At 42.5% G+C, this 17,321-nt stretch carries 19 protein-coding genes; 2 read left to right on the forward strand and 17 right to left on the reverse strand.

Annotated elements, in window-relative coordinates:
* Positions 1-266: 266 nt before the first annotated feature.
* Positions 267-740: a GNAT family N-acetyltransferase gene (locus D5281_RS10085; protein WP_160560034.1), complete on the forward strand. Its 474-nt coding sequence runs from the start codon at positions 267-269 to the stop codon at positions 738-740.
* 80 nt (positions 741-820) lie between these two features.
* Here D5281_RS10085 and D5281_RS10090 read toward each other — a convergent pair whose 3' ends face one another.
* The 14 genes from D5281_RS10090 to D5281_RS10150 all read right to left on the reverse strand — a co-directional run bounded on the left by D5281_RS10090 (position 821) and on the right by D5281_RS10150 (position 13,065).
* Entirely contained in the window at positions 821-1,630 is an 810-nt protein-coding gene (locus tag D5281_RS10090; protein WP_277935279.1) for a methyltransferase domain-containing protein, read from the reverse strand.
* Positions 1,631-1,724: 94 nt separating this feature from the next.
* Entirely contained in the window at positions 1,725-2,264 is a 540-nt protein-coding gene (locus D5281_RS10095; RefSeq protein WP_160560035.1) for a BUD32 family EKC/KEOPS complex subunit, read from the reverse strand.
* On the reverse strand, positions 2,261-3,280 hold the full coding sequence (locus D5281_RS10100) for a LacI family DNA-binding transcriptional regulator (protein ID WP_160560036.1): 1,020 nt from the start codon (positions 3,278-3,280) through the stop codon (positions 2,261-2,263). Before D5281_RS10100 ends, D5281_RS10095 begins: the two co-directional genes overlap by 4 nt.
* Positions 3,281-3,485: 205 nt before the next feature.
* The gene (locus D5281_RS10105) at positions 3,486-4,355 is read right to left on the reverse strand and encodes an ABC transporter permease (RefSeq protein ID WP_160560037.1); all 870 of its coding nucleotides are present in this window, start codon (positions 4,353-4,355) and stop codon (positions 3,486-3,488) included.
* Complete coding sequence (locus D5281_RS10110) at positions 4,352-5,257, reverse strand: ABC transporter ATP-binding protein (protein ID WP_330584936.1); 906 nt, start codon at positions 5,255-5,257, stop codon at positions 4,352-4,354. Before D5281_RS10110 ends, D5281_RS10105 begins: the two co-directional genes overlap by 4 nt.
* A gap of 276 nt (positions 5,258-5,533) precedes the next feature.
* Positions 5,534-5,944, reverse strand: coding sequence for a DUF3783 domain-containing protein (locus D5281_RS26535; protein WP_160560039.1), 411 nt, complete (start codon positions 5,942-5,944; stop codon positions 5,534-5,536).
* 112 nt (positions 5,945-6,056) lie between these two features.
* Positions 6,057-6,533: a pyridoxamine 5'-phosphate oxidase family protein gene (locus D5281_RS10120; RefSeq protein ID WP_160560040.1), complete on the reverse strand. Its 477-nt coding sequence runs from the start codon at positions 6,531-6,533 to the stop codon at positions 6,057-6,059.
* An 87-nt stretch (positions 6,534-6,620) separates the two neighbouring features.
* Positions 6,621-7,346 carry a SigF/SigG family RNA polymerase sporulation sigma factor gene (locus D5281_RS10125; RefSeq protein ID WP_160560041.1) on the reverse strand — a complete coding sequence of 242 codons (726 nt, stop codon included), beginning with the start codon at positions 7,344-7,346 and terminating at the stop codon, positions 6,621-6,623.
* 3 nt (positions 7,347-7,349) lie between these two features.
* On the reverse strand, positions 7,350-7,844 hold the full coding sequence (gene spoIIAB / locus D5281_RS10130; RefSeq protein ID WP_160560042.1) for an anti-sigma F factor: 495 nt from the start codon (positions 7,842-7,844) through the stop codon (positions 7,350-7,352).
* Positions 7,845-7,940: 96 nt separating this feature from the next.
* Positions 7,941-8,264 carry an anti-sigma factor antagonist gene (locus tag D5281_RS10135; protein WP_277935280.1) on the reverse strand — a complete coding sequence of 108 codons (324 nt, stop codon included), beginning with the start codon at positions 8,262-8,264 and terminating at the stop codon, positions 7,941-7,943.
* A gap of 145 nt (positions 8,265-8,409) precedes the next feature.
* Positions 8,410-9,828, reverse strand: coding sequence for a tetratricopeptide repeat protein (locus tag D5281_RS10140; RefSeq protein WP_160560043.1), 1,419 nt, complete (start codon positions 9,826-9,828; stop codon positions 8,410-8,412).
* A gap of 11 nt (positions 9,829-9,839) precedes the next feature.
* Positions 9,840-9,989, reverse strand: coding sequence for a hypothetical protein (locus D5281_RS25590; protein ID WP_277935281.1), 150 nt, complete (start codon positions 9,987-9,989; stop codon positions 9,840-9,842).
* Between the two features lie 154 nt (positions 9,990-10,143).
* Complete coding sequence (locus D5281_RS10145) at positions 10,144-11,469, reverse strand: bifunctional folylpolyglutamate synthase/dihydrofolate synthase (protein WP_160560044.1); 1,326 nt, start codon at positions 11,467-11,469, stop codon at positions 10,144-10,146.
* Between the two features lie 12 nt (positions 11,470-11,481).
* Positions 11,482-13,065 carry a DUF342 domain-containing protein gene (locus D5281_RS10150; RefSeq protein WP_160560045.1) on the reverse strand — a complete coding sequence of 528 codons (1,584 nt, stop codon included), beginning with the start codon at positions 13,063-13,065 and terminating at the stop codon, positions 11,482-11,484.
* A gap of 141 nt (positions 13,066-13,206) precedes the next feature.
* Between D5281_RS10150 and D5281_RS10155 the strand changes: the two genes are divergently transcribed.
* On the forward strand, positions 13,207-14,277 hold the full coding sequence (locus tag D5281_RS10155) for a DUF3048 domain-containing protein (RefSeq protein ID WP_160560046.1): 1,071 nt from the start codon (positions 13,207-13,209) through the stop codon (positions 14,275-14,277).
* A gap of 90 nt (positions 14,278-14,367) precedes the next feature.
* Here the strand turns inward: D5281_RS10155 and D5281_RS10160 are convergent, their stop codons facing one another.
* The 3 genes from D5281_RS10160 to D5281_RS10170 form a co-directional block, all read right to left on the reverse strand.
* On the reverse strand, positions 14,368-14,799 hold the full coding sequence (locus D5281_RS10160; RefSeq protein WP_160560047.1) for a YolD-like family protein: 432 nt from the start codon (positions 14,797-14,799) through the stop codon (positions 14,368-14,370).
* The gene (locus D5281_RS10165; RefSeq protein ID WP_160560048.1) at positions 14,796-16,325 is read right to left on the reverse strand and encodes a Y-family DNA polymerase; all 1,530 of its coding nucleotides are present in this window, start codon (positions 16,323-16,325) and stop codon (positions 14,796-14,798) included. Before D5281_RS10165 ends, D5281_RS10160 begins: the two co-directional genes overlap by 4 nt.
* A 224-nt stretch (positions 16,326-16,549) precedes the next feature.
* Positions 16,550-17,188 (reverse strand): MBL fold metallo-hydrolase, encoded by a 639-nt coding sequence (locus D5281_RS10170; protein WP_160560049.1) that lies wholly within the window; start codon positions 17,186-17,188, stop codon positions 16,550-16,552.
* Positions 17,189-17,321: the final 133 nt, after the last annotated feature.

Here is a 17,321-nt window from a genome sequence, read left to right on the forward strand (position 1 = left end):
TATTTTTCCCTTAATGGGTAGCCCTGTGTCATACATTTAATGCTTTGTGGGTAACAGTTCAGCCCAGGGCTTTGCGCTTGCCTGTCTCTCGTCAAGAAATTTATTGACATAAAAATAGAATCATGGTAAGTTTTTAAAAATTAAGAAGAACATAGAAATGCGGAACTTACGTTTCACAATGTGCTATATGTACATGTATTACAGACGTACTTATAAGGAATTGTGTTTCAATTAAATGTACAGTTACGCAGGTAGGCAGGATGTATATGGACGTAAGATTATCAAGGGCTAATATTGGCGATGCAAAAGAATTACACGCCATGCAGGTAAAAGCATTCAAAGAATTATTAGAAAAATATCAGGATTTTGACACAAGTCCCGCAAATGAAAGTATCGAAAAAGTAGAAGCACGTTTGAAACAAGATTTTACATTTTATTATTTTATCTGCATCGGTCAGCAAAAGGTGGGCGCTATTCGTATTGTTGACAAAATGGAAACCGGAAAAAACAAGAGAATTTCGCCTGTCTTTATCTTGCCGGAGTTTCAGGGAAAAGGCATTGCACAGAAAGCAATCCGGTTATGTGAAGAAATGCATGGAAAGGAAAACTGGGAATTGGACACAATTTTACAGGAACAAAGAAACTGCCATTTATATGAAAAAATGGGATATCGACAGACTGGCAAAACAGAAATCATTAACGAAAGACTTACTTTAACATTTTATGAAAAAAGGGAGTAAGACGGAATATGAATGTAAGGCGGAAAGGTAAACAGGAACGGAGCAGTGAATTGGCCAAAATTGCTCTGTTGCGGGTAGCGTTATTTTACTCTTTCCGCAATCATAATATCCATACAATGCTGATGTGGGATTCCACCGCTATTGCAGTCAAAAATAATTTCTTCTGTCTTATGCAATTTCCAATCATAATAGAGCATAAAAAGTTCTCCGGAATTCCATCGAAACCAATTTGCATCTTTATCCGGCGGCTCTGACACGAAGGGTTTCTCTACAAATACATTGATTGCGTGTATGCCGTTTTTATTTGTGCATTCCTTCAGGTTTGCCGTAATTTCCTTTCGGATTTCCGGCTTGATCATATGAAATACTCCGCTGCTAAAAATAATGTCATAGTATTTTGTTGCACGAAAATCAGTGATATCCGCTTTAAAAAAGTCTACATGGGTATTCCATTTTTCGGCAAGCTTTTTCCCCTTTTCTATTCCGGCTTCGGACAAATCAAAGGCCGTTACAATATAGCCGTTTCGGGCAAGAAAGACAGCGTCTTTCCCCTCGCCACAGCCAATATCCAACACTTTTAACGGTTTGATTGGTGGTCGCAATTTCATTATTTCATAGCATAAGTTGTTAGGGGTTATCCCCCAATAATAATCCGCTGTGTCATATCGTTTATCATAATCGGAAACCATAAAAGGCTTATATCCCAAAAGAGAATCAATACTTGTGTCCAACACACTTGCAATCATAGGAAGCATTTCCATTTCCGGATAATTCGTTCCATTTTCCCATTTTGACACTGCCTGAAAAGAAACATTTAGTTTATCCGCCAAAGTTTGTTGCGTATAGCCTAAAGCCTTTCTTTTATTCATAATCACCGTTCCAATCTTCATATAAATCCTCCATGCTTCCAGTTCCTTCAAATTTGGCGCCAGCACAAATTTGTCTGTGAAAAATTTATTTTTCACAGTAGCGTCTTTGTAACTTTTACTTTCCCTGCTCCGTTACATGCTGTAAAAATTCTTCTGTCTTTGACCAATATTTAACGCCCCAGTTTTCAAAATTCCATTCCTCCATATAGGCATTGCATTCATAGTCAATGTAGTACAAATCCTTTTTTTGCATCACGAAATTTGTGGGAAAATAATCAATATTTATATTGGCCGGATAAAGCATTTCGCACATCTTTCTTACTTGGTCAATGCATTCCTCTATGGGTTCATCCTGCAAAATCATTTCGTAAACTGTTTTTCCATCTATATATTCCTTTATGATCCGTTCTGCTTTTGAATCGAAGTCAATCAGCTTCGGCAATCGTATGCCAATCTCTTTTAACCGCCTGTAATCCCGCAGCTCCGCCTCCATCTTGTCGCCAAACTGATAATAATCACAGGATTCATGATGTATCTGCTTTGCCACAACGAATTTTTCCTTATCCCTGGCAAGATAGGAATATCCGCCTTTTCCTTTGCCCAGCAGCTTTATGATATCATACGCTTTCTCATTGACAGTCAGTCGTTGTTTCATTGTGTCTCCTCATTTAAATTCTTTACACTCTTACGCTCCACAAGAAAAACTGGCAATTTTACAGTCCTGTCTTCCTCTATTCCCATTTTCAGGTTTTGCAAAATTGAAACGGCTTTTTCAGCCCTCACCCTTGGGTTTTGCCTTACAGTTGTCAGGGATGGCGAGCAATAATTGCATAATGCGCTGTCATCAAATCCCACTATGGAAATCTCTCCGGGCACGCTGATTCCTTTTTCCTGGAAATAATGAATCAATTCAACTGCATATAAATCAGACACCGCAAAAACTGCAGTATACTCTAAAATCTCCCTTTCCTTTTCCTGATAAAAACCTATCCTCTCCTTTTCCTGCACGGGAATTTGCAAAAAGTCCACCGCATCTTCTCCCATAGCGGCCACACATCCCTTTATCCTCTCAAAATCCATACAGATAAAATTATCTGAAAGGCAAGGGACCCTTTTATGCCCCATGTTTTTTAGATATCTTCCCACCTGATAGCCGCCGTCATAGTGGTCTATGGTCAGATTGCAGATTCCTCCGGTTTCCTGAAAGTACCCGTCATACACCACAAAGGGTATATGCATGGATTCCCGCAGTTTTTTGTAATCCTGCTCGCAAAATCCAAGAAGCACCAGCCCTTCCATGTTCCACATAGAGGCAAACCTGACGATTTCATCCCATGCTGTTGTCACTTTTACCATCATAAAATAGTCGGCCCAGTTCAACTCTTTGGACAAAGCATTTATGGATGCCGACACAAACCCATCCTCCAAAACATGCCCTTCATACTTTTCATGGTCTTTTACCGCCACGCCAATGATACCGGAATTATTCTGCGCCAGCAAAATACCGGCCATGCTTGGAATATAGCCTCTCTTTTCTATCAGCTCCTGCACCCGCTTAACCGTTTCATCAGAAACTTTCTTTGTTTTGCCGTGAATCACGTTGGATACGGTTGCCGTGCTGAGGCCTAATTCCTCCGCCATATCTACGATTCTGACTCTCTCCTTTTCCATAACCGTCTGCTTTCTTTTTCCTTTTCATTCCATCCATATCCCCGCCGCATATGACAGGACGGCAAGCTTGAAACATACTAAGTTTTACAATATCAGTATAATAAAGCTATACTCAGTTTTCAAAGGTTAAACGCATAACCCTGCACAAAAAATCAATCCTGTTTTTGTATAAATTACTATTTCCCACATGGAGCGGCATAATGCTTCATTCCTTTTGTTTCTTTCCTAAATTCATACACGCAAGCCCCATAAACACCACTCCTGTAACCAATAAAATACATACGCTTATCAGTGGCGTGACCTTAACATCCCCAAAATAATATGTCACTCCAAAAAACTCACAAATCCCTTCCACAACCTGCCCCGGCATTTCTGAAAATACGTCCTCCATGAGGGTTTCCATCATAAGCTGGCGCAGCAGCACCGCACCGTGGGATATAGGAAAGCACTTGATAATCCACTGGACGATTGGAGGATACATGCCAATGGGCAGATAAATGCCCATTGCAAAACCAAGCAAAGTTCCAATTATACTTGATGCGGAACTGTATGCCTGCTGACTTTTAAAGATTGATACAAGGAAAGACATCATGCTGGTAGATGCAAAATTCACCAAAAATATCACGCCAAAAATCTTTGGAAGTTTTACAGCGGCAATAACAGCCCCTCCATTCAGCAGAATATATCCTTGCGCCAGTACAAATGTAACCGCTGACATAAAAACGCTTACTGCAAAAGCACTGATGATATATCCGCCTGTCAATGCGCTGTTTTTTACCGGCGAAACATAGAAATCCTTTATGATTCTCCTTGCTTTATCCTCTATGATTATCCCAAGCACGCCATGTGATACGGTAACGCTTACTTCCGCCACAATTCCCGCCATTACCCAGTTATCCATAATTTCATTTGCACTTTTAACCGCTATGCCGTTTTCCACAATATTTTCTGCATATACATTGCCAAGAAACAGAACATATAAACCAAATGTTATCAATACCGCAAAGATTGAAAAAAATACTGCGCCCTTATCCCGAAAATAAAGTTTTAAATTTCTGATGGCAAATGCCCTCATTCCCGTATCTCCTTTCCCGTGATGTTTAAGAAAACATCATCCATTGAACCCTTTTCTACCGTATAATCCGAAATATAGTTCTGCATTTCCTGCAGGATAGGTATAAATTCCTTTGTTGTCCTGCCTGCTATTTCTATGTAATCCGCAATCTCGCGAAATAAGATTTTCTTATCCTTAAGAAACTCTACCGCCTGTTCCCGATCAATGCATTTTATTTTCAAACGGTCATTGGTGTATGATTCTTTCAGTGAAAACGGCGTTCCCTTTGCTACAATTACTCCATCATCAATCACTACCACATAATCCGCATTTTCCGCTTCTTCCATATAGTGTGTTGTAAGAAATACCGTCATCCCCTCCTGTTCCTGCAAACCTTTTATCGTATTCCAGATACTCCATCTTGTCTGTGGGTCAAGCCCTGTTGTAGGTTCGTCCAAAAATAATATTTTAGGCGTATGCAGCAAAGCCCTTGCAATATCGCACCTTCTTCTCTGGCCTCCCGATAATTTCCCATACGGACGGTCTAAAAAATCCTCCATATCACTCCACTTTGCCGCTTGTTTCACTGCATTTGTCAGTTTTCTTCCCTTTAAACCATACAATCCGCCCCGCAATGTTAAGTTCTCCCGGACTGTGAGCAAATCATCCAACAGGTTTTCCTGAAACACGGTCCCAATATCCCATCGTATTTTATCATCTTCCCTGCCTAGCAAATGTCCGTTTACTACAACCGTCCCGCCATCTGGCTGCAAAAAAGTACAGATTGTGTTGATGGTGGTAGATTTTCCCGCGCCGTTCGGACCAAGAAAAGCAAACAATCCGCCTTGCTCCACAAAAAAACTGACATCTTTTACCGCCTGCACATCCTTATAAAATTTCCTCAGATGTGAAACCTCAATCACTTTTTCCAAAATATTGCCTCGCTTTCTATCAAACTGTTTTCAATCCCTGTCTGTCGCATAAAAATTTTGATAAAGCCTACTTCACTGCACACATAGGCTTTGGCGTTATGTTTTGATACATTCTTTTTCATATCATTGTTACATATCATCGACTGATTGTAAATCTCTACAACGATAAAATGCTAAAATCCAGGAACCTGTTTCAATGGTTCCTGACTCCCAATTAAGACACAATTACATTATGCTGCCTGTCCTATTTTCTTGCGTCTTTTCTAATTAAACTGTTCCTCTTGCCAGCTCCATTGCCGCATGCTCCTTCCTTAATTCTTCCAAAAGGTCAATTCCGTTCCAGTTCTGATTTGTCTGGGTCAGTACCGCCTTATATGGAATTTTGCCACAGGCCGGATTAGAATGAAGAAGGGATAAGACACTCTCAAGCTTGTCCTCCCCAAGTTCCACAAATACCATCATCTGTCCATCCAGCTCCGGTCCGTTATAAGCGGCAAAAGGAGCTTTTTCATCCGCCGCCAGTATTTTAAGTGGTACCCCATATTCCTGCTTCGATACAATCCTGCACTGTACCTGCGCCAAAAACAGGGCCATCTGTACCGCTTGCAGCTGGGATTTTTCCCTGAAATTAAAAAGCAGCGCTTTCTCCTGACCAGTCATATTCATATTCGTTTTCACATTACACCCTTCATTTCTTATATCAAATTTTTATCGCTGTCTCTACATTCCTATAACACTTAAAATTAGAAGCTCACAGCCCCGAAGCTTAGGCGTCTTTCACATCCTTACCCTATACCCCGCTTTTCATGCGTCTTTTACCCGTACAGGTTTCCACTGTCAGCTTGAACACTTTTGTTCTTGGTATCACTGCTTTATTATATGGAAAGTCTTCCTTATGATAATGCTTCATCAGGATATCAAGCGCCCTCTCCTTTTCTGAATCCGGCAGGATTTCAATCTTTCCTCTGCCAATCACACTTTCATATTCCATCGTACAGTTTCCGTCCTCCAAGGTCGTAACCAGTCTTGCAGCGCAATCCATCTCAAATCCCGCCTTGTTATTTGCAGCAATCAAATCATATTTTTTTCCCTCTAAGGCTCCATGAAAGTAAAAAATCACCTTCCCGTTCTCAAGAGCCATGCCGAAATTCAGCGGCAGAATGTAAGGATATTCCCCGTCATTTAACGCCAGTCTGCACACCTGGCATTTGCTGATCACCTGAAGTATTTCGTCAAAATCTTTTATCTCCCTGTCCTGTCTTCTCATACTTTCCCTCATTTCTCCAATGTGAATTTTTTTACTTTTGCTGAATTGTTACCAGTATATCACTTTTTGCGGTAAAAATCTTTATTTTTATACCTCCGCCATCTTCTCCCGCATATGCAACAGAATTTTCTTCTCCAGTCTGCTCACCTGTACCTGGCTGATTCCAAGAGCCCGTGCCACCTCCGTCTGGGTCTTGTCCTGATAATAGCGCAGTATTATCAGCTTCTGTTCATTTAACGGCAAGCCGTCAATCAACTGATGCACCACCAGATGGTTTAAGACCTTCTCCTGCTCATTCTGTTTTTCATCTGCGAGCTGATCTACCATGAATATTTCGTTTCCATCGTTTTGGTAAACAGATTTATAAATGGATTCCACCTGCACATTGGCCTCCATGGCAAGCACTACCTCCTCCCCCGTAAGCGCCGTCTCGGCCGCCACCTCCGCTAAGGTAGGTTCCCTGTTTAGGGTACTTGCCAGTCTTTCCCTTGCATACTTTACCCGCATTCCGTTTTCTTTGAGTGTACGGGACACTTTCACCATCCCATCGTCACGGATGAATCGTTTGATTTCCCCGGTGATAAGCGGAACCGCATAGGTAGAAAATTTTACCTCATAATCCGTATTAAATTTATCTATGGACTTGATCAGTCCAATTACGCCAATCTGAAATAAGTCCTCAGCCTCATATCCCCTTCCCAAAAAACGTTTTACGATATGGCGCACTAATCCCAGATTCTGCTCAATCAGTACTTCTCTTGCTTCCTTTTCTCCTGCCTGTGCCCTTTCGATTAGTACTGCATTCTCCACCATAGACTATTCCTCTTGCAAAAGCCATGCGGTCGTTCCCAGCTTTTTTTTCATCAGCACCACTGTTCCACAGCCAGGCCTTGACTCCACTTCCAAGTCATCCATAAAGGCTTCCATAAAGGCAAACCCCATGCCGGACCTGTCCAATTCCGGCTTGGTCGTAAAAAGCGGTTCCATGGCCTGTTCAATGTCCTCAATCCCTTTGCCCGTATCTCTGACTTCCACCTCTAAAACATCATCTTCTATAACGCATCGCAAATAAACCTGGTTCTTTTCCTCCTGACAATCTCCCTGCCAAAGTTCAGAATCATATCCATGGATAATAGCATTGGTCACCGCTTCTGAAACCGCCGTCTTTATATCCGAAATTTCCTCCATGGTAGGGTTTAAAGGCGTCACAAAAGCCGCCACTGCCACCCTTGCAAAGGCTTCATTAACCGAAACGGCATCAAATGTTATCTCCATTTCGTTTCTCAATCTCGTGTTATTTTTTGTTTCCATATCTTTTCCCTTTCTCTTAATGAATATTTCATATCAATTTACGTTTATATCTCCTATTCCTGCCAGCAACACGCAAATTTGCGTAAGTGGCAATCTCTATTCCATAATTTCTATCACTTTATGTAAACCACATATCATCAAAGTTCTTTTAATTCTCGTATCTGTATTAATCGCAAAAACCTTACCGCCAAAATAAGATATTTTCTTATATCTTCCTATAATAATGCCAATACCGGAGCTGTCCATAAAACGGGTATCCTCAAAATCAAAAACCACATTTCCCACACCCTCCTTCATGATATACTCATCAGCGGTTTTACTTATGTAAACTGACTTGTGATGATCTACCTCTTCCGGCATTTTAACCATCAGATAATTTTCAATCACTTTAAAGTTTTCTTCCATTTCCAATTCCTCCATATGATTTATTTCCTGCAGTTCCAGACACAAATACATCAAAAAAAGAGAACAAACGAAATGTCTGTTCTCTTTTGTACTTTACTTTTCATTTTATATTCTAGCTTATTGGTACCTTAACCCCAACGGAGCATGCCCGTTCTTCACACTAACCTGCATTGTTAATCTCCGCAAGATGAGTCTCCGAACTGCTTGCCTTTCTGGTACCCGGATAATCGTCAATTACCTGCGCAAAGATTTTCTTTGCCGTATCATAATCCTCGGTATAAAAATAGCTCTCTCCTAAATAGAACAATGCATCACCATTGGTATTGTTATAGCGGTACGCTCTTTCCAGATTGGGAATCGCCGTATCATAATCCTCTGACCGAAAGCTGCTATAGCCGATATTATAATAATATTCTTCCAGTTTAGGCCCCACAGTGGCAACCAGACTATCATACAGGGAAGTAAATGCATCTGTCTTGTGCTCCTCTGCTTCCTCCCCTTCTTCGTCCAACGCTTCCAAATAATCTGCAATCGCTTTAATGTCATCCGGCGCCTTCATATATGCGCTGACAGCCATCATAAGACCGTCTGTTGCCTGCAAGGTTCCATCTGTCCCCTGGTAGGAGGCAAGTTCCTCCGAAAGCAGCGCCTTTTCATCTGTCAGCTTCTGTACCTTCTGTTCCAGCTCATCTATGGTTGCAGTCTTGGCGTCCGACTGTTCGCTTACCGCCCGCAGATCCTTATTGATATCCGCCTTGGCGCTTTGAATACGCCCCGGCAAAATCAAAAAACACGCTATCGCCACACCAATAATCACCCCCAGCCCTAAGTTCAGCAGGGAAGATACACCCCTATGCTCCTTTACATTCAAAGGCTGGATAATCGTCTCATTTCCACTCTGGTATCGGACAATCTTTTCAGAAGATCCTCTCTTTTTGGGTGCATTCTTAGTCCCTTCCTCAGGTGAGAGCATATGCTCCACTTCTTTCATATATCGAAGGGTGATCGTGTTGTTGGCATCAATTTGACAACATTTTTGCAGTTCCCTATATGCCTTTTCCCATTCTTCCGTCTGAATGTACAAAAGCGCCAAAAGCTGGTGGGCACATACGTATTTAGGATTATAGGAAAGCACTTTCTTTAGCTGTATCACAGCCAGATCTTCACTGTCCTGGTAGCAGTACTGCAAGGCCTGATTATACTTTTTTATCGTTTGATTGATGGTATCAAGCCTTGACTGATTGTTCTGTACCATATCAATATAATCATCTGCAATATTTTTTTTTGGCCGCAGGTTCTTGCTGATGACCCACTCACTTAATGCAGACACCACTTCGCCCATCTCAAAATAGACAAGGCCTAATAAATTCCTTGCATCAATATGATTCTTATTTAATTTTAAACTTTGCCGTAAGCTGACAATCGCTCCGGATAAATCTCTCACTGAAGCCTTTTCCAGACCATCATTATAAAAACGGTTGGAGGTGAACATAATTCTTTTATATAAAGAAACATCCACACCACAACCCGTGCAAAAATTGTGTTCTGACAAACGGCATCCACAGTTATAACAAATCATGCCGTCACCCCTTATTCTTCTTCTTCAACCTTTGGTTTATCTGTCATTTTAATCAATATATCTATCATATCTGTTAAATCATGATTATATATAGCTTCCTCCGCATCCTCAATTTCAAGGCTGGGGTGAAATTTTTTTAATTCCTCTTCAAAATCAATCATCCGGTACCTCCATACTTCCAACAGCCTGCAAATCTGGGTGCAAACACAAATTTGCGGTTGAAAAATCTTTCCAACCTGGCCTCCATGCTTCCAATCATCCACACCTTATGGGTAAGCACAAAATTCCTCAGTTCGTCCGAACTGCTGTTTCATCTTAACCGTTGTTCATTTGAACTATTGTTTCATCTGAATCATAATCTGCTTTTCCAATTAAGGACTTCATCTGTCCCACCAAATACAGCGAGCCGGCTATATAAATCACATCCTCTGCTTCTTTGCAGGATATCAGCTGCCGATACGCCTCCTTTGCGCTTTCATGGAAGCTGCAATGCAGGCTTCCATACTGCTTCCATACAGTTTTCAATCTATCGATAGATGCACTTCTGTCTGTCTCCAAACAGGTCAGCGCCACCTCGCCAAAAAGCTGCGACTCTGCAATTTGGAAGGCCATCGCCTCATAACGCTTATCCGCCACAACCCCAAACAGTAACAATCTCTTTCCCTGACAGCTATCGCATCTGACCGCATGTAAAAATGCTTCTATTCCATCCTCATTGTGGGCGCCATCCAAATAAATTCCAGGTAAAACTTCTTCCATTCTGCCCGGCCAGTACATAGCCCACAGCCCTTTCTCAATCGACTGTGGTGTAACTTTGGTATTCTCCAGTCTCTCTGCTGCGCAGACCGCCAATGCCGCATTCTCTGTCTGATACGGTGCAGTTGTATTCAAAGAAAGACTAACATAATTATAATAACCAGTCTCAAGCGAAAAATCAATGCTTTTATTATTTATATTCACATCCAAAATATTGTTATTTCCGATAAAAAAAGCAGAGCTTCGTGCCTTTTTTACATATTGAGTCAAAATCTCTGTACACTTTTGTCTTTTGTCAAAAAAAATAACCGGCACACCAGCCTTTATAATACCTGCTTTCTCAGCTGTTATTGCTTCAATGGTGTTGCCCAGATACTGCATGTGGTCATAGCCTATTTCCGTTATGATGCACAAAGCCGGCTTTTCTATGGCATTGGTGGCATCCAGTCTGCCGCCCATGCCGGTCTCCAAAATAATATAATCTGGCTCCTTTTCCTTAAAATAAGCCATCGCCATCAAAAAAAGGAACTCAAAAAAAGAAGGATGATTATCTTCATCCACTATCTCCTTTATCCTGCAAAAGACATCCACAAATTCTTCTTCTGATATCATTTCATTTCCAATACAGATTCTCTCACGCATGGTCTCCAGATGAGGGGAGAGAAACATTCCCACGCTTAAACCGCTCTCCAGCAAAATAGAACTCAAATAAGCACAAACGGAGCCTTTTCCGTTTGTGCCTGCAATATGAATCACTTTCCCGGGTATCTTATCACCGACCGCTTTCCTTAAAAGTTTTTTTGTCTCCTCCAAGGTATGTTTTCCGGCGAATCCAGGAATTTCAAGAATATATTGTTCTGTTTCCGAATACGTATATGTTTTCATAGTGTTTTCTGATTAGGAATAGGCGATAACACTGCTCTCAATTATGCCGTTTTGATGATAATATTTCATCAGGCAGGTGGTATCCTCTATAGGCATTTGCGCCTGTGCAAGACTCACAACCGTACCTCTGTAGATATTGCCTTTCACCATAATCTTAGCGTCCTTCCCTCTCACCACCAGGCTTTCCATTTCTTCAAGCACCTTGTTGTTTTCACCCATTTCTTCCTTCAGCGTCCTAAGACGGCCTTCCAGATATTGCAACTGGGTTTCCAGCCTCTGAGGGATTTTCCCTAACTGCTTTTTCTTGCACAATTCTTTATATTCATCGGAGGCCTCCTTGACCTCCTCCGACAGTGACAGCTCTTTCGACTTGGCTGCATACATCTTTTGATAAATCTCTTTTTCGCAGCCTGCATGGACTACCGTCTTAACCTCTACCGAATTTCCGATTTCAGTAGCCTGAATGCCCAGCATTCCATGGGTGTAGCCTCCAATGATCGTTCCTCTGGCTCCTGTTAAAACAACCTCCCCGTCAGCTACAATTTTGGAATTGATGATACTATTTGCCTGTACATTGCCCCCGGCCATCATAAGGGTGTGCTCAATAAAATCTGCAAAAATATCGCCTTTGGCGGAAACCTTGGCTCTCTGGGCTCCCTGTATGCCCCGGCTTAGGATAATATTCCCTCCTGCAAATAAATTGACTGCTTCAACGGTTCCCTTAATCTCAATATTTCTTCCTGCCCGGATTGTAACGCCTGCTTCCACATTCCCGGTTACTACAATATCTCCGTAAAATTCTACCTTTCCGGTTATCAGCGTAAGGTCTCCCTTGATCTCATGGACAGCCTGAATGTCTATTTTTCCTTTCTTCAGCTCTATCTTTCCGCTTTTTTGCGCCAGATATACATCCGGATCTCCTTCCGTATAAATATCCGAACCTGTAAGCGGCGTTGCTTCTTTTACCTTTCTTGCCTTAAATGACTTTCCTTTTATATTATAACCGTCCTTACCTTCCTTGGCATGGTGGTAGATTGCAACCACATCTCCCTTTCGCACATTCTGCAGGGTACTCATCGTGGTATAATCCACACGTCCATCCTCCAAAACTTTAGGGGCCTTATTCTGATCCGGGTCAAATTTATACTCATAATACCCGTCCTTGCCTTCTACGGCAGGCTGTCCCTGCGCCACTATGATTTCCCGCTCGTACACCCGCTTCTTGATCATTGCCGCCAGATTGGAATGATGGTATCCCGTGACAATTCCTTTCTTTTTGAGGAATTGATCAAACTCCTCCATTGTATAGTTATCTTTTCCTTCTCCCGGAACAGTTAAATACATCCAGGCAGTCATATTATCCTGGGAAATTCTGATGTAAGAACCATTTTTTTCAATGCCAAGAGGAGCCTCTTTTTCTTCTTCCGTCTCCTCGCCTTCAACAGCATCTAAACTTTTCGCCTGCTCTTTGGTTTCCTCTGGCATCTGCTTCTCTTTCGCTGCCGACAGGTCATCGTTTGCCTCTGCAAGCAACTCCATCTCACGGCGCAGTTCCATTAAATCATCATTTGAAAAAAAATCATGCTTATTGCCCATTTAATCCGCTCTCCCTTCTTTTCTTATTGTAGCATTGTACTTAACTTATGGCAAACAAAAAACGAAAATTCCATTCTTTCATTGACCCGCCATCCCCGATAAAGTATGATAGAATTAATTCAATAGAAAGGGGTTAGATTTATGAAACTGAAAAAATTATTCAAAAAAGCCACTGCCGCTGCCCTTGCCCTAAGCGTTTATGCCTTAGGCATGGTTTTAGTGCCTTCACTTTGCGGAACAGACCAGGTTTTGGCGGATGAGCAGGTACCCAGCGTTTACACCGGCGAACCTGTCCCTGCTGCCCTAGCGTCCCAGCGTCCCATTGCAGTTATGATGCCCACCGACAAAAAGGCGCAGCCTTCCTACGGAATCGGCAATGCCAAAGTGCTTTATGAGATCATGGAAGAAGGGGATATTTCCCGCCAAATGGCAATCATTGACGACTGGCAGGGCCTTGGCCGCATTGGAAATATCAGAAGCTGCCGGGATTACTACATCTCCATTGCTACGGAGTGGGATCCGATTCTGGTTCATTTTGGCGGCGTTTTTTATATGAAAGACCGTATCAGCGCACCTGATATCAACAATCTGTCCGGCGTCAGCGAATACGGCACCGGCGGAGAAAGACCTGGCTCGGAAGCTTTCTTCCGCACATCAGACAGAAATGCGCCCCACAACGCATATATCAGTGGTGAAGGCATTACAAATGCCTGTACTTCACTTGGTTATTCTCTGTCTGTAAGACCGGAACATTATAATACCTCCCATTTTACCTTTGCACAGGGCGTTAATACTTTAGAGCAGTACGGCAATGCCATTCCCGGCAATGTGGTAGATTTATCCAATATATTTACTTATACTAAGAGCCGTTTTACATACAACCCGGAAACCGGCCTTTACCAGAAAGATCTTCACGGTTCCGCACAGGTTGACGGCCTTACCGGCCAGCAGCTTACCTTTTCCAATGTCATTATCCAGAACACCAAGTGGTCTAAGCGGGATGCAAAAGGTTATCTGACTTTCCAAACCATTGATACCACAGGTGACGGGTACTATTTCACCAAAGGCAGGGGGATTCATATCACATGGAAAAAGACTTCTGATTACGCTCCTACCAAATATTATGACGACAATGGAAATGAAATTCAAATCAATACCGGAAAAACCTACATTGGAGTTGCACAGGAGGGACGAGCAGTCATGTATTCTTAATATCTTAATATAAGGTTTTGATACCAGACTGTTTCATAAAGATACAGGGATAAATGCCAGGGCAGGGCGCCGGCACTTATCCCTGTATGATTACAAAGCGAAAAACACTTCTCCATCTATCTCCGTCAAATCTTCCACAGGTATGCTTGTGCCATCCTGCATCCTTATGACGCCTTCATACACATCTATTTTTTTGACACTGCCCTTGGCCGTAACGTATGCGCCGCCTGCCTTATAAGCATCCGGCTTAAAATAAGTGATTGCAACCTCCGGCTGCTCCCGTTCCAATTCCTTAAGTATCCGCAGCTTTTTATCCAAAACAGTTTTCTCGTCCTCATCTAATTCCGCCCGTTCGTCTGTGAGACGGCCTGTTTCTTTTATGGCATCCTCATACCCGGTGAGGGCTGCAAAAGGGGAAAACTGTGCGGCGCGCTCCATTATCGGCATAGGCGGATGGCCCTTGGAAATATGGCGGGGAAGGTTTATCATATCTTCATAATCGGAAACCTTTTGATCCCTCATGCCTTATGCCCTCCTATCTGTCTGTTTCTCTCAACGCTCATGGCTCCCTCCTCAAGGTTCATTCCTTTAAGGACAGCATTTTTCCCAAACTTCTTCTTGATATCCAGCATGGCCTTCTGTATCTTTTTTTCGCGCTCTAATTCCGCTTTTTCTTCCTCGTTCTGTCTCTGCCGCGCCTCATAGTCCGTAAAAAGGTCCAACTGCTCAAAAGCCTCCTCCTCTGCCGCCCGGCTTTCTTCTATCACGTGATTTGCCGTAACATATACGCGTCTGATTGACAGCTCTTTATGAACAATCTGATCATATAATCGGGTAACGGCATCTAAAATCAACCTGGCGGAAGATGTGGCTTTTCCAAGATTGATCGTTCCATGGGCATGCTTTGGGACCTTCCGTCCATATTGGTCCGTTGTGACAGGGCCTTTATAGCGGTTTCGTATTTCCGGATCAGATAAATTTTCTCTGTCATACCCTATGGTTAACACCATCTGGTCGGTTGTCAAGCCCTTATCAACCAGGTCAAGCGCCAGAAGGTCGGTCATTTCCCTTACAATCAGCCTTGCCTTCTCAAAGCTGTAGGGACACTGAAGCACCTGGCCGGAGCCCATACTGCTTTTGTCCGGCTTATACGCTTTCACATCTGCAATGGTGCATGGCTCCCATCCCCACGCATGGTCAATGAGCAACTCCGCATTAATGCCAAATAGCCTGTACAAAAGCTCCTCGTTATAATAATCCGTATCCTTCCCCATGGAGCACCTTGCAATATCTCCCATTGTAAAAAGACCGTTTTCCTCTAATTTCCTGGCATATCCTCTCCCCACACGCCAAAAATCCGTAAGGGGACGGTGGCTCCATAAAAACCTGCGGTAATCCGTCTCATCCAGTATTGCAATCCTCACCCCATCCTCGTCCGGTGCCACCTTCTTCGCCATAATATCCATAGCAACTTTAGATAAGTAAAGGTTAGCGCCAATCCCTGCTGTGGCAGTGATACCGGTCTTTTGTAAAATTTCCTGTATGATTTTCTTTGCCAGCTCCTTAGGACTAAGGCCATAAGTGTCCAAATAATATGTGACATCCATAAAAACCTCGTCTATGGAGTAAACGTGGATATCCTCCGGTGCAATATATTGTAGATAAATATTATAAATTTTCGTGCTATATTCCATGTAAAGGGCCATCCGCGGCACCGCCGCCACATAGGAAATCGAAAGCTCCGGATGGGACTTTAGTTCTCTGTCATCAAAAGAAGAACCGGTAAAAAAATGTCCCGGCGCCTTAGATAAACGCAGGGCATTTACCTCCTTTACCTTCCGTACCACTTCAAAAAGCCTTGCCCTTCCCGAAATGCCGTAAGCTTTCAAAGAAGGGGATACCGCAAGGCAAATGGTTTTTTCCGTGCGGCTTACATCCGCCACCACAAGGTTGGTGGTAAGAGGGTCAAGGCCCCGCTCCGCACATTCAACGGATGCGTAAAATGATTTCAGGTCTATTGAAATGTAAACATGATTTTCCTTTGCCATTTTCCACTCCTTTACAGAGCTTGTTTGAAAATTATCCTACTATATTTGCAAGCGCTTGTTTGGATGACATGCTGCAAACTTCAAGCTGTCATTATCTTTTTATATATTATACCAGAACTTATGTTCTGTTTCAATAGGATAACATGGATTATTATTGGGAAAATATAACAATCCGGACTTTGGCTCCACTGTTACGGAATCTGCACATTTTGTGAGAACATAATTTATTTTACCCACCGCTTATTTGGCACCGGCTTACCATGTCCAAAATATATGATTCTGCTGCCCATATCGCCTATCTTTCGTGCGCTTTCTAACATATTGTCCCTGTTATGATACAGCATAGAAACCGTAGGATAAAACATATTCATCAGGGCATCGCCCACTATCAAATGCTTATGCTCCACATCTATACCAATAGAGCCATCCGTATGTCCCGACAGCGCAATGATGCGTGCATCAATTCCATAGTCAGATAGGTTATCGTCATGATTAAGCAGTACAGCAGGCTTAAATTCCGGCATGGCGCGAACCGCAAATTCTTTCAGAGATGCGGATAAAACAATCTTTCCCAAAAAACCGGCGGCTGATAATGATTGGTTTGTGTTTGACCGAATCAAATTGCAGTCCTTCCCGTTCATTCCAATTGGTATTCCCAATTTATCCGATATTTGCGCTGCATTTTCAGCATGGTCAAAATGCGCATGGGTCAAAACAATCATCTTAACATTATAAGATCTACATGCATGGATCACCTTATCCATAAACTCTTTTTTCCCTGTGTCCACTAATATCCCGTTTGTTCCGTTTTCAACAATATAACAATTGCCATTACCGCATTTTATTCGATGAATTTCACTCATTTTTATAACCATACTCCCTTCTTAACGTGCGAATTTGTGCGCTCAAGCACAAATTTTCGGTTGAAAGGATGCAATTCTTTCAACCTTCCTCCCTTCCAAAACATTCTTTGAAAGAAACACAAAGCCAGCCGAT

It is taken from the genome of Parablautia muri (assembly GCF_009917485.1).
In the GTDB taxonomy this organism is placed as follows: Bacteria; Bacillota; Clostridia; order Lachnospirales; family Lachnospiraceae; genus Suilimivivens; species Suilimivivens muri.

What these genes read in the sequence shown, in the direction of transcription:
- D5281_RS10165 (WP_160560048.1), bottom strand. Translation starts at nt 16,325, where the DNA reads ATGGCAAAGGAAAATCATGTTTACATTTCAATAGACCTGAAATCATTT.
- D5281_RS10100 (WP_160560036.1), bottom strand. Translation starts at nt 3,280, where the DNA reads ATGGAAAAGGAGAGAGTCAGAATCGTAGATATGGCGGAGGAATTAGGC.
- D5281_RS10090 (WP_277935279.1), bottom strand. Translation starts at nt 1,630, where the DNA reads ATGAAGATTGGAACGGTGATTATGAATAAAAGAAAGGCTTTAGGCTAT.
- spoIIAB (WP_160560042.1), bottom strand. Translation starts at nt 7,844, where the DNA reads ATGGAAACAAAAAATAACACGAGATTGAGAAACGAAATGGAGATAACA.
- D5281_RS10150 (WP_160560045.1), bottom strand. Translation starts at nt 13,065, where the DNA reads ATGGGCAATAAGCATGATTTTTTTTCAAATGATGATTTAATGGAACTG.
- D5281_RS10145 (WP_160560044.1), bottom strand. Translation starts at nt 11,469, where the DNA reads ATGAAAACATATACGTATTCGGAAACAGAACAATATATTCTTGAAATT.
- D5281_RS10135 (WP_277935280.1), bottom strand. Translation starts at nt 8,264, where the DNA reads ATGGAGGAATTGGAAATGGAAGAAAACTTTAAAGTGATTGAAAATTAT.
- D5281_RS25590 (WP_277935281.1), bottom strand. Translation starts at nt 9,989, where the DNA reads ATGATTGATTTTGAAGAGGAATTAAAAAAATTTCACCCCAGCCTTGAA.
- D5281_RS10155 (WP_160560046.1), top strand. Translation starts at nt 13,207, where the DNA reads ATGAAACTGAAAAAATTATTCAAAAAAGCCACTGCCGCTGCCCTTGCC.
- D5281_RS10170 (WP_160560049.1), bottom strand. Translation starts at nt 17,188, where the DNA reads ATGAGTGAAATTCATCGAATAAAATGCGGTAATGGCAATTGTTATATT.
- D5281_RS10140 (WP_160560043.1), bottom strand. Translation starts at nt 9,828, where the DNA reads ATGATTTGTTATAACTGTGGATGCCGTTTGTCAGAACACAATTTTTGC.
- D5281_RS10095 (WP_160560035.1), bottom strand. Translation starts at nt 2,264, where the DNA reads ATGAAACAACGACTGACTGTCAATGAGAAAGCGTATGATATCATAAAG.
- D5281_RS10125 (WP_160560041.1), bottom strand. Translation starts at nt 7,346, where the DNA reads ATGGTGGAGAATGCAGTACTAATCGAAAGGGCACAGGCAGGAGAAAAG.
- D5281_RS10085 (WP_160560034.1), top strand. Translation starts at nt 267, where the DNA reads ATGGACGTAAGATTATCAAGGGCTAATATTGGCGATGCAAAAGAATTA.
- D5281_RS10160 (WP_160560047.1), bottom strand. Translation starts at nt 14,799, where the DNA reads ATGAGGGATCAAAAGGTTTCCGATTATGAAGATATGATAAACCTTCCC.
- D5281_RS10120 (WP_160560040.1), bottom strand. Translation starts at nt 6,533, where the DNA reads ATGAGAAGACAGGACAGGGAGATAAAAGATTTTGACGAAATACTTCAG.
- D5281_RS10105 (WP_160560037.1), bottom strand. Translation starts at nt 4,355, where the DNA reads ATGAGGGCATTTGCCATCAGAAATTTAAAACTTTATTTTCGGGATAAG.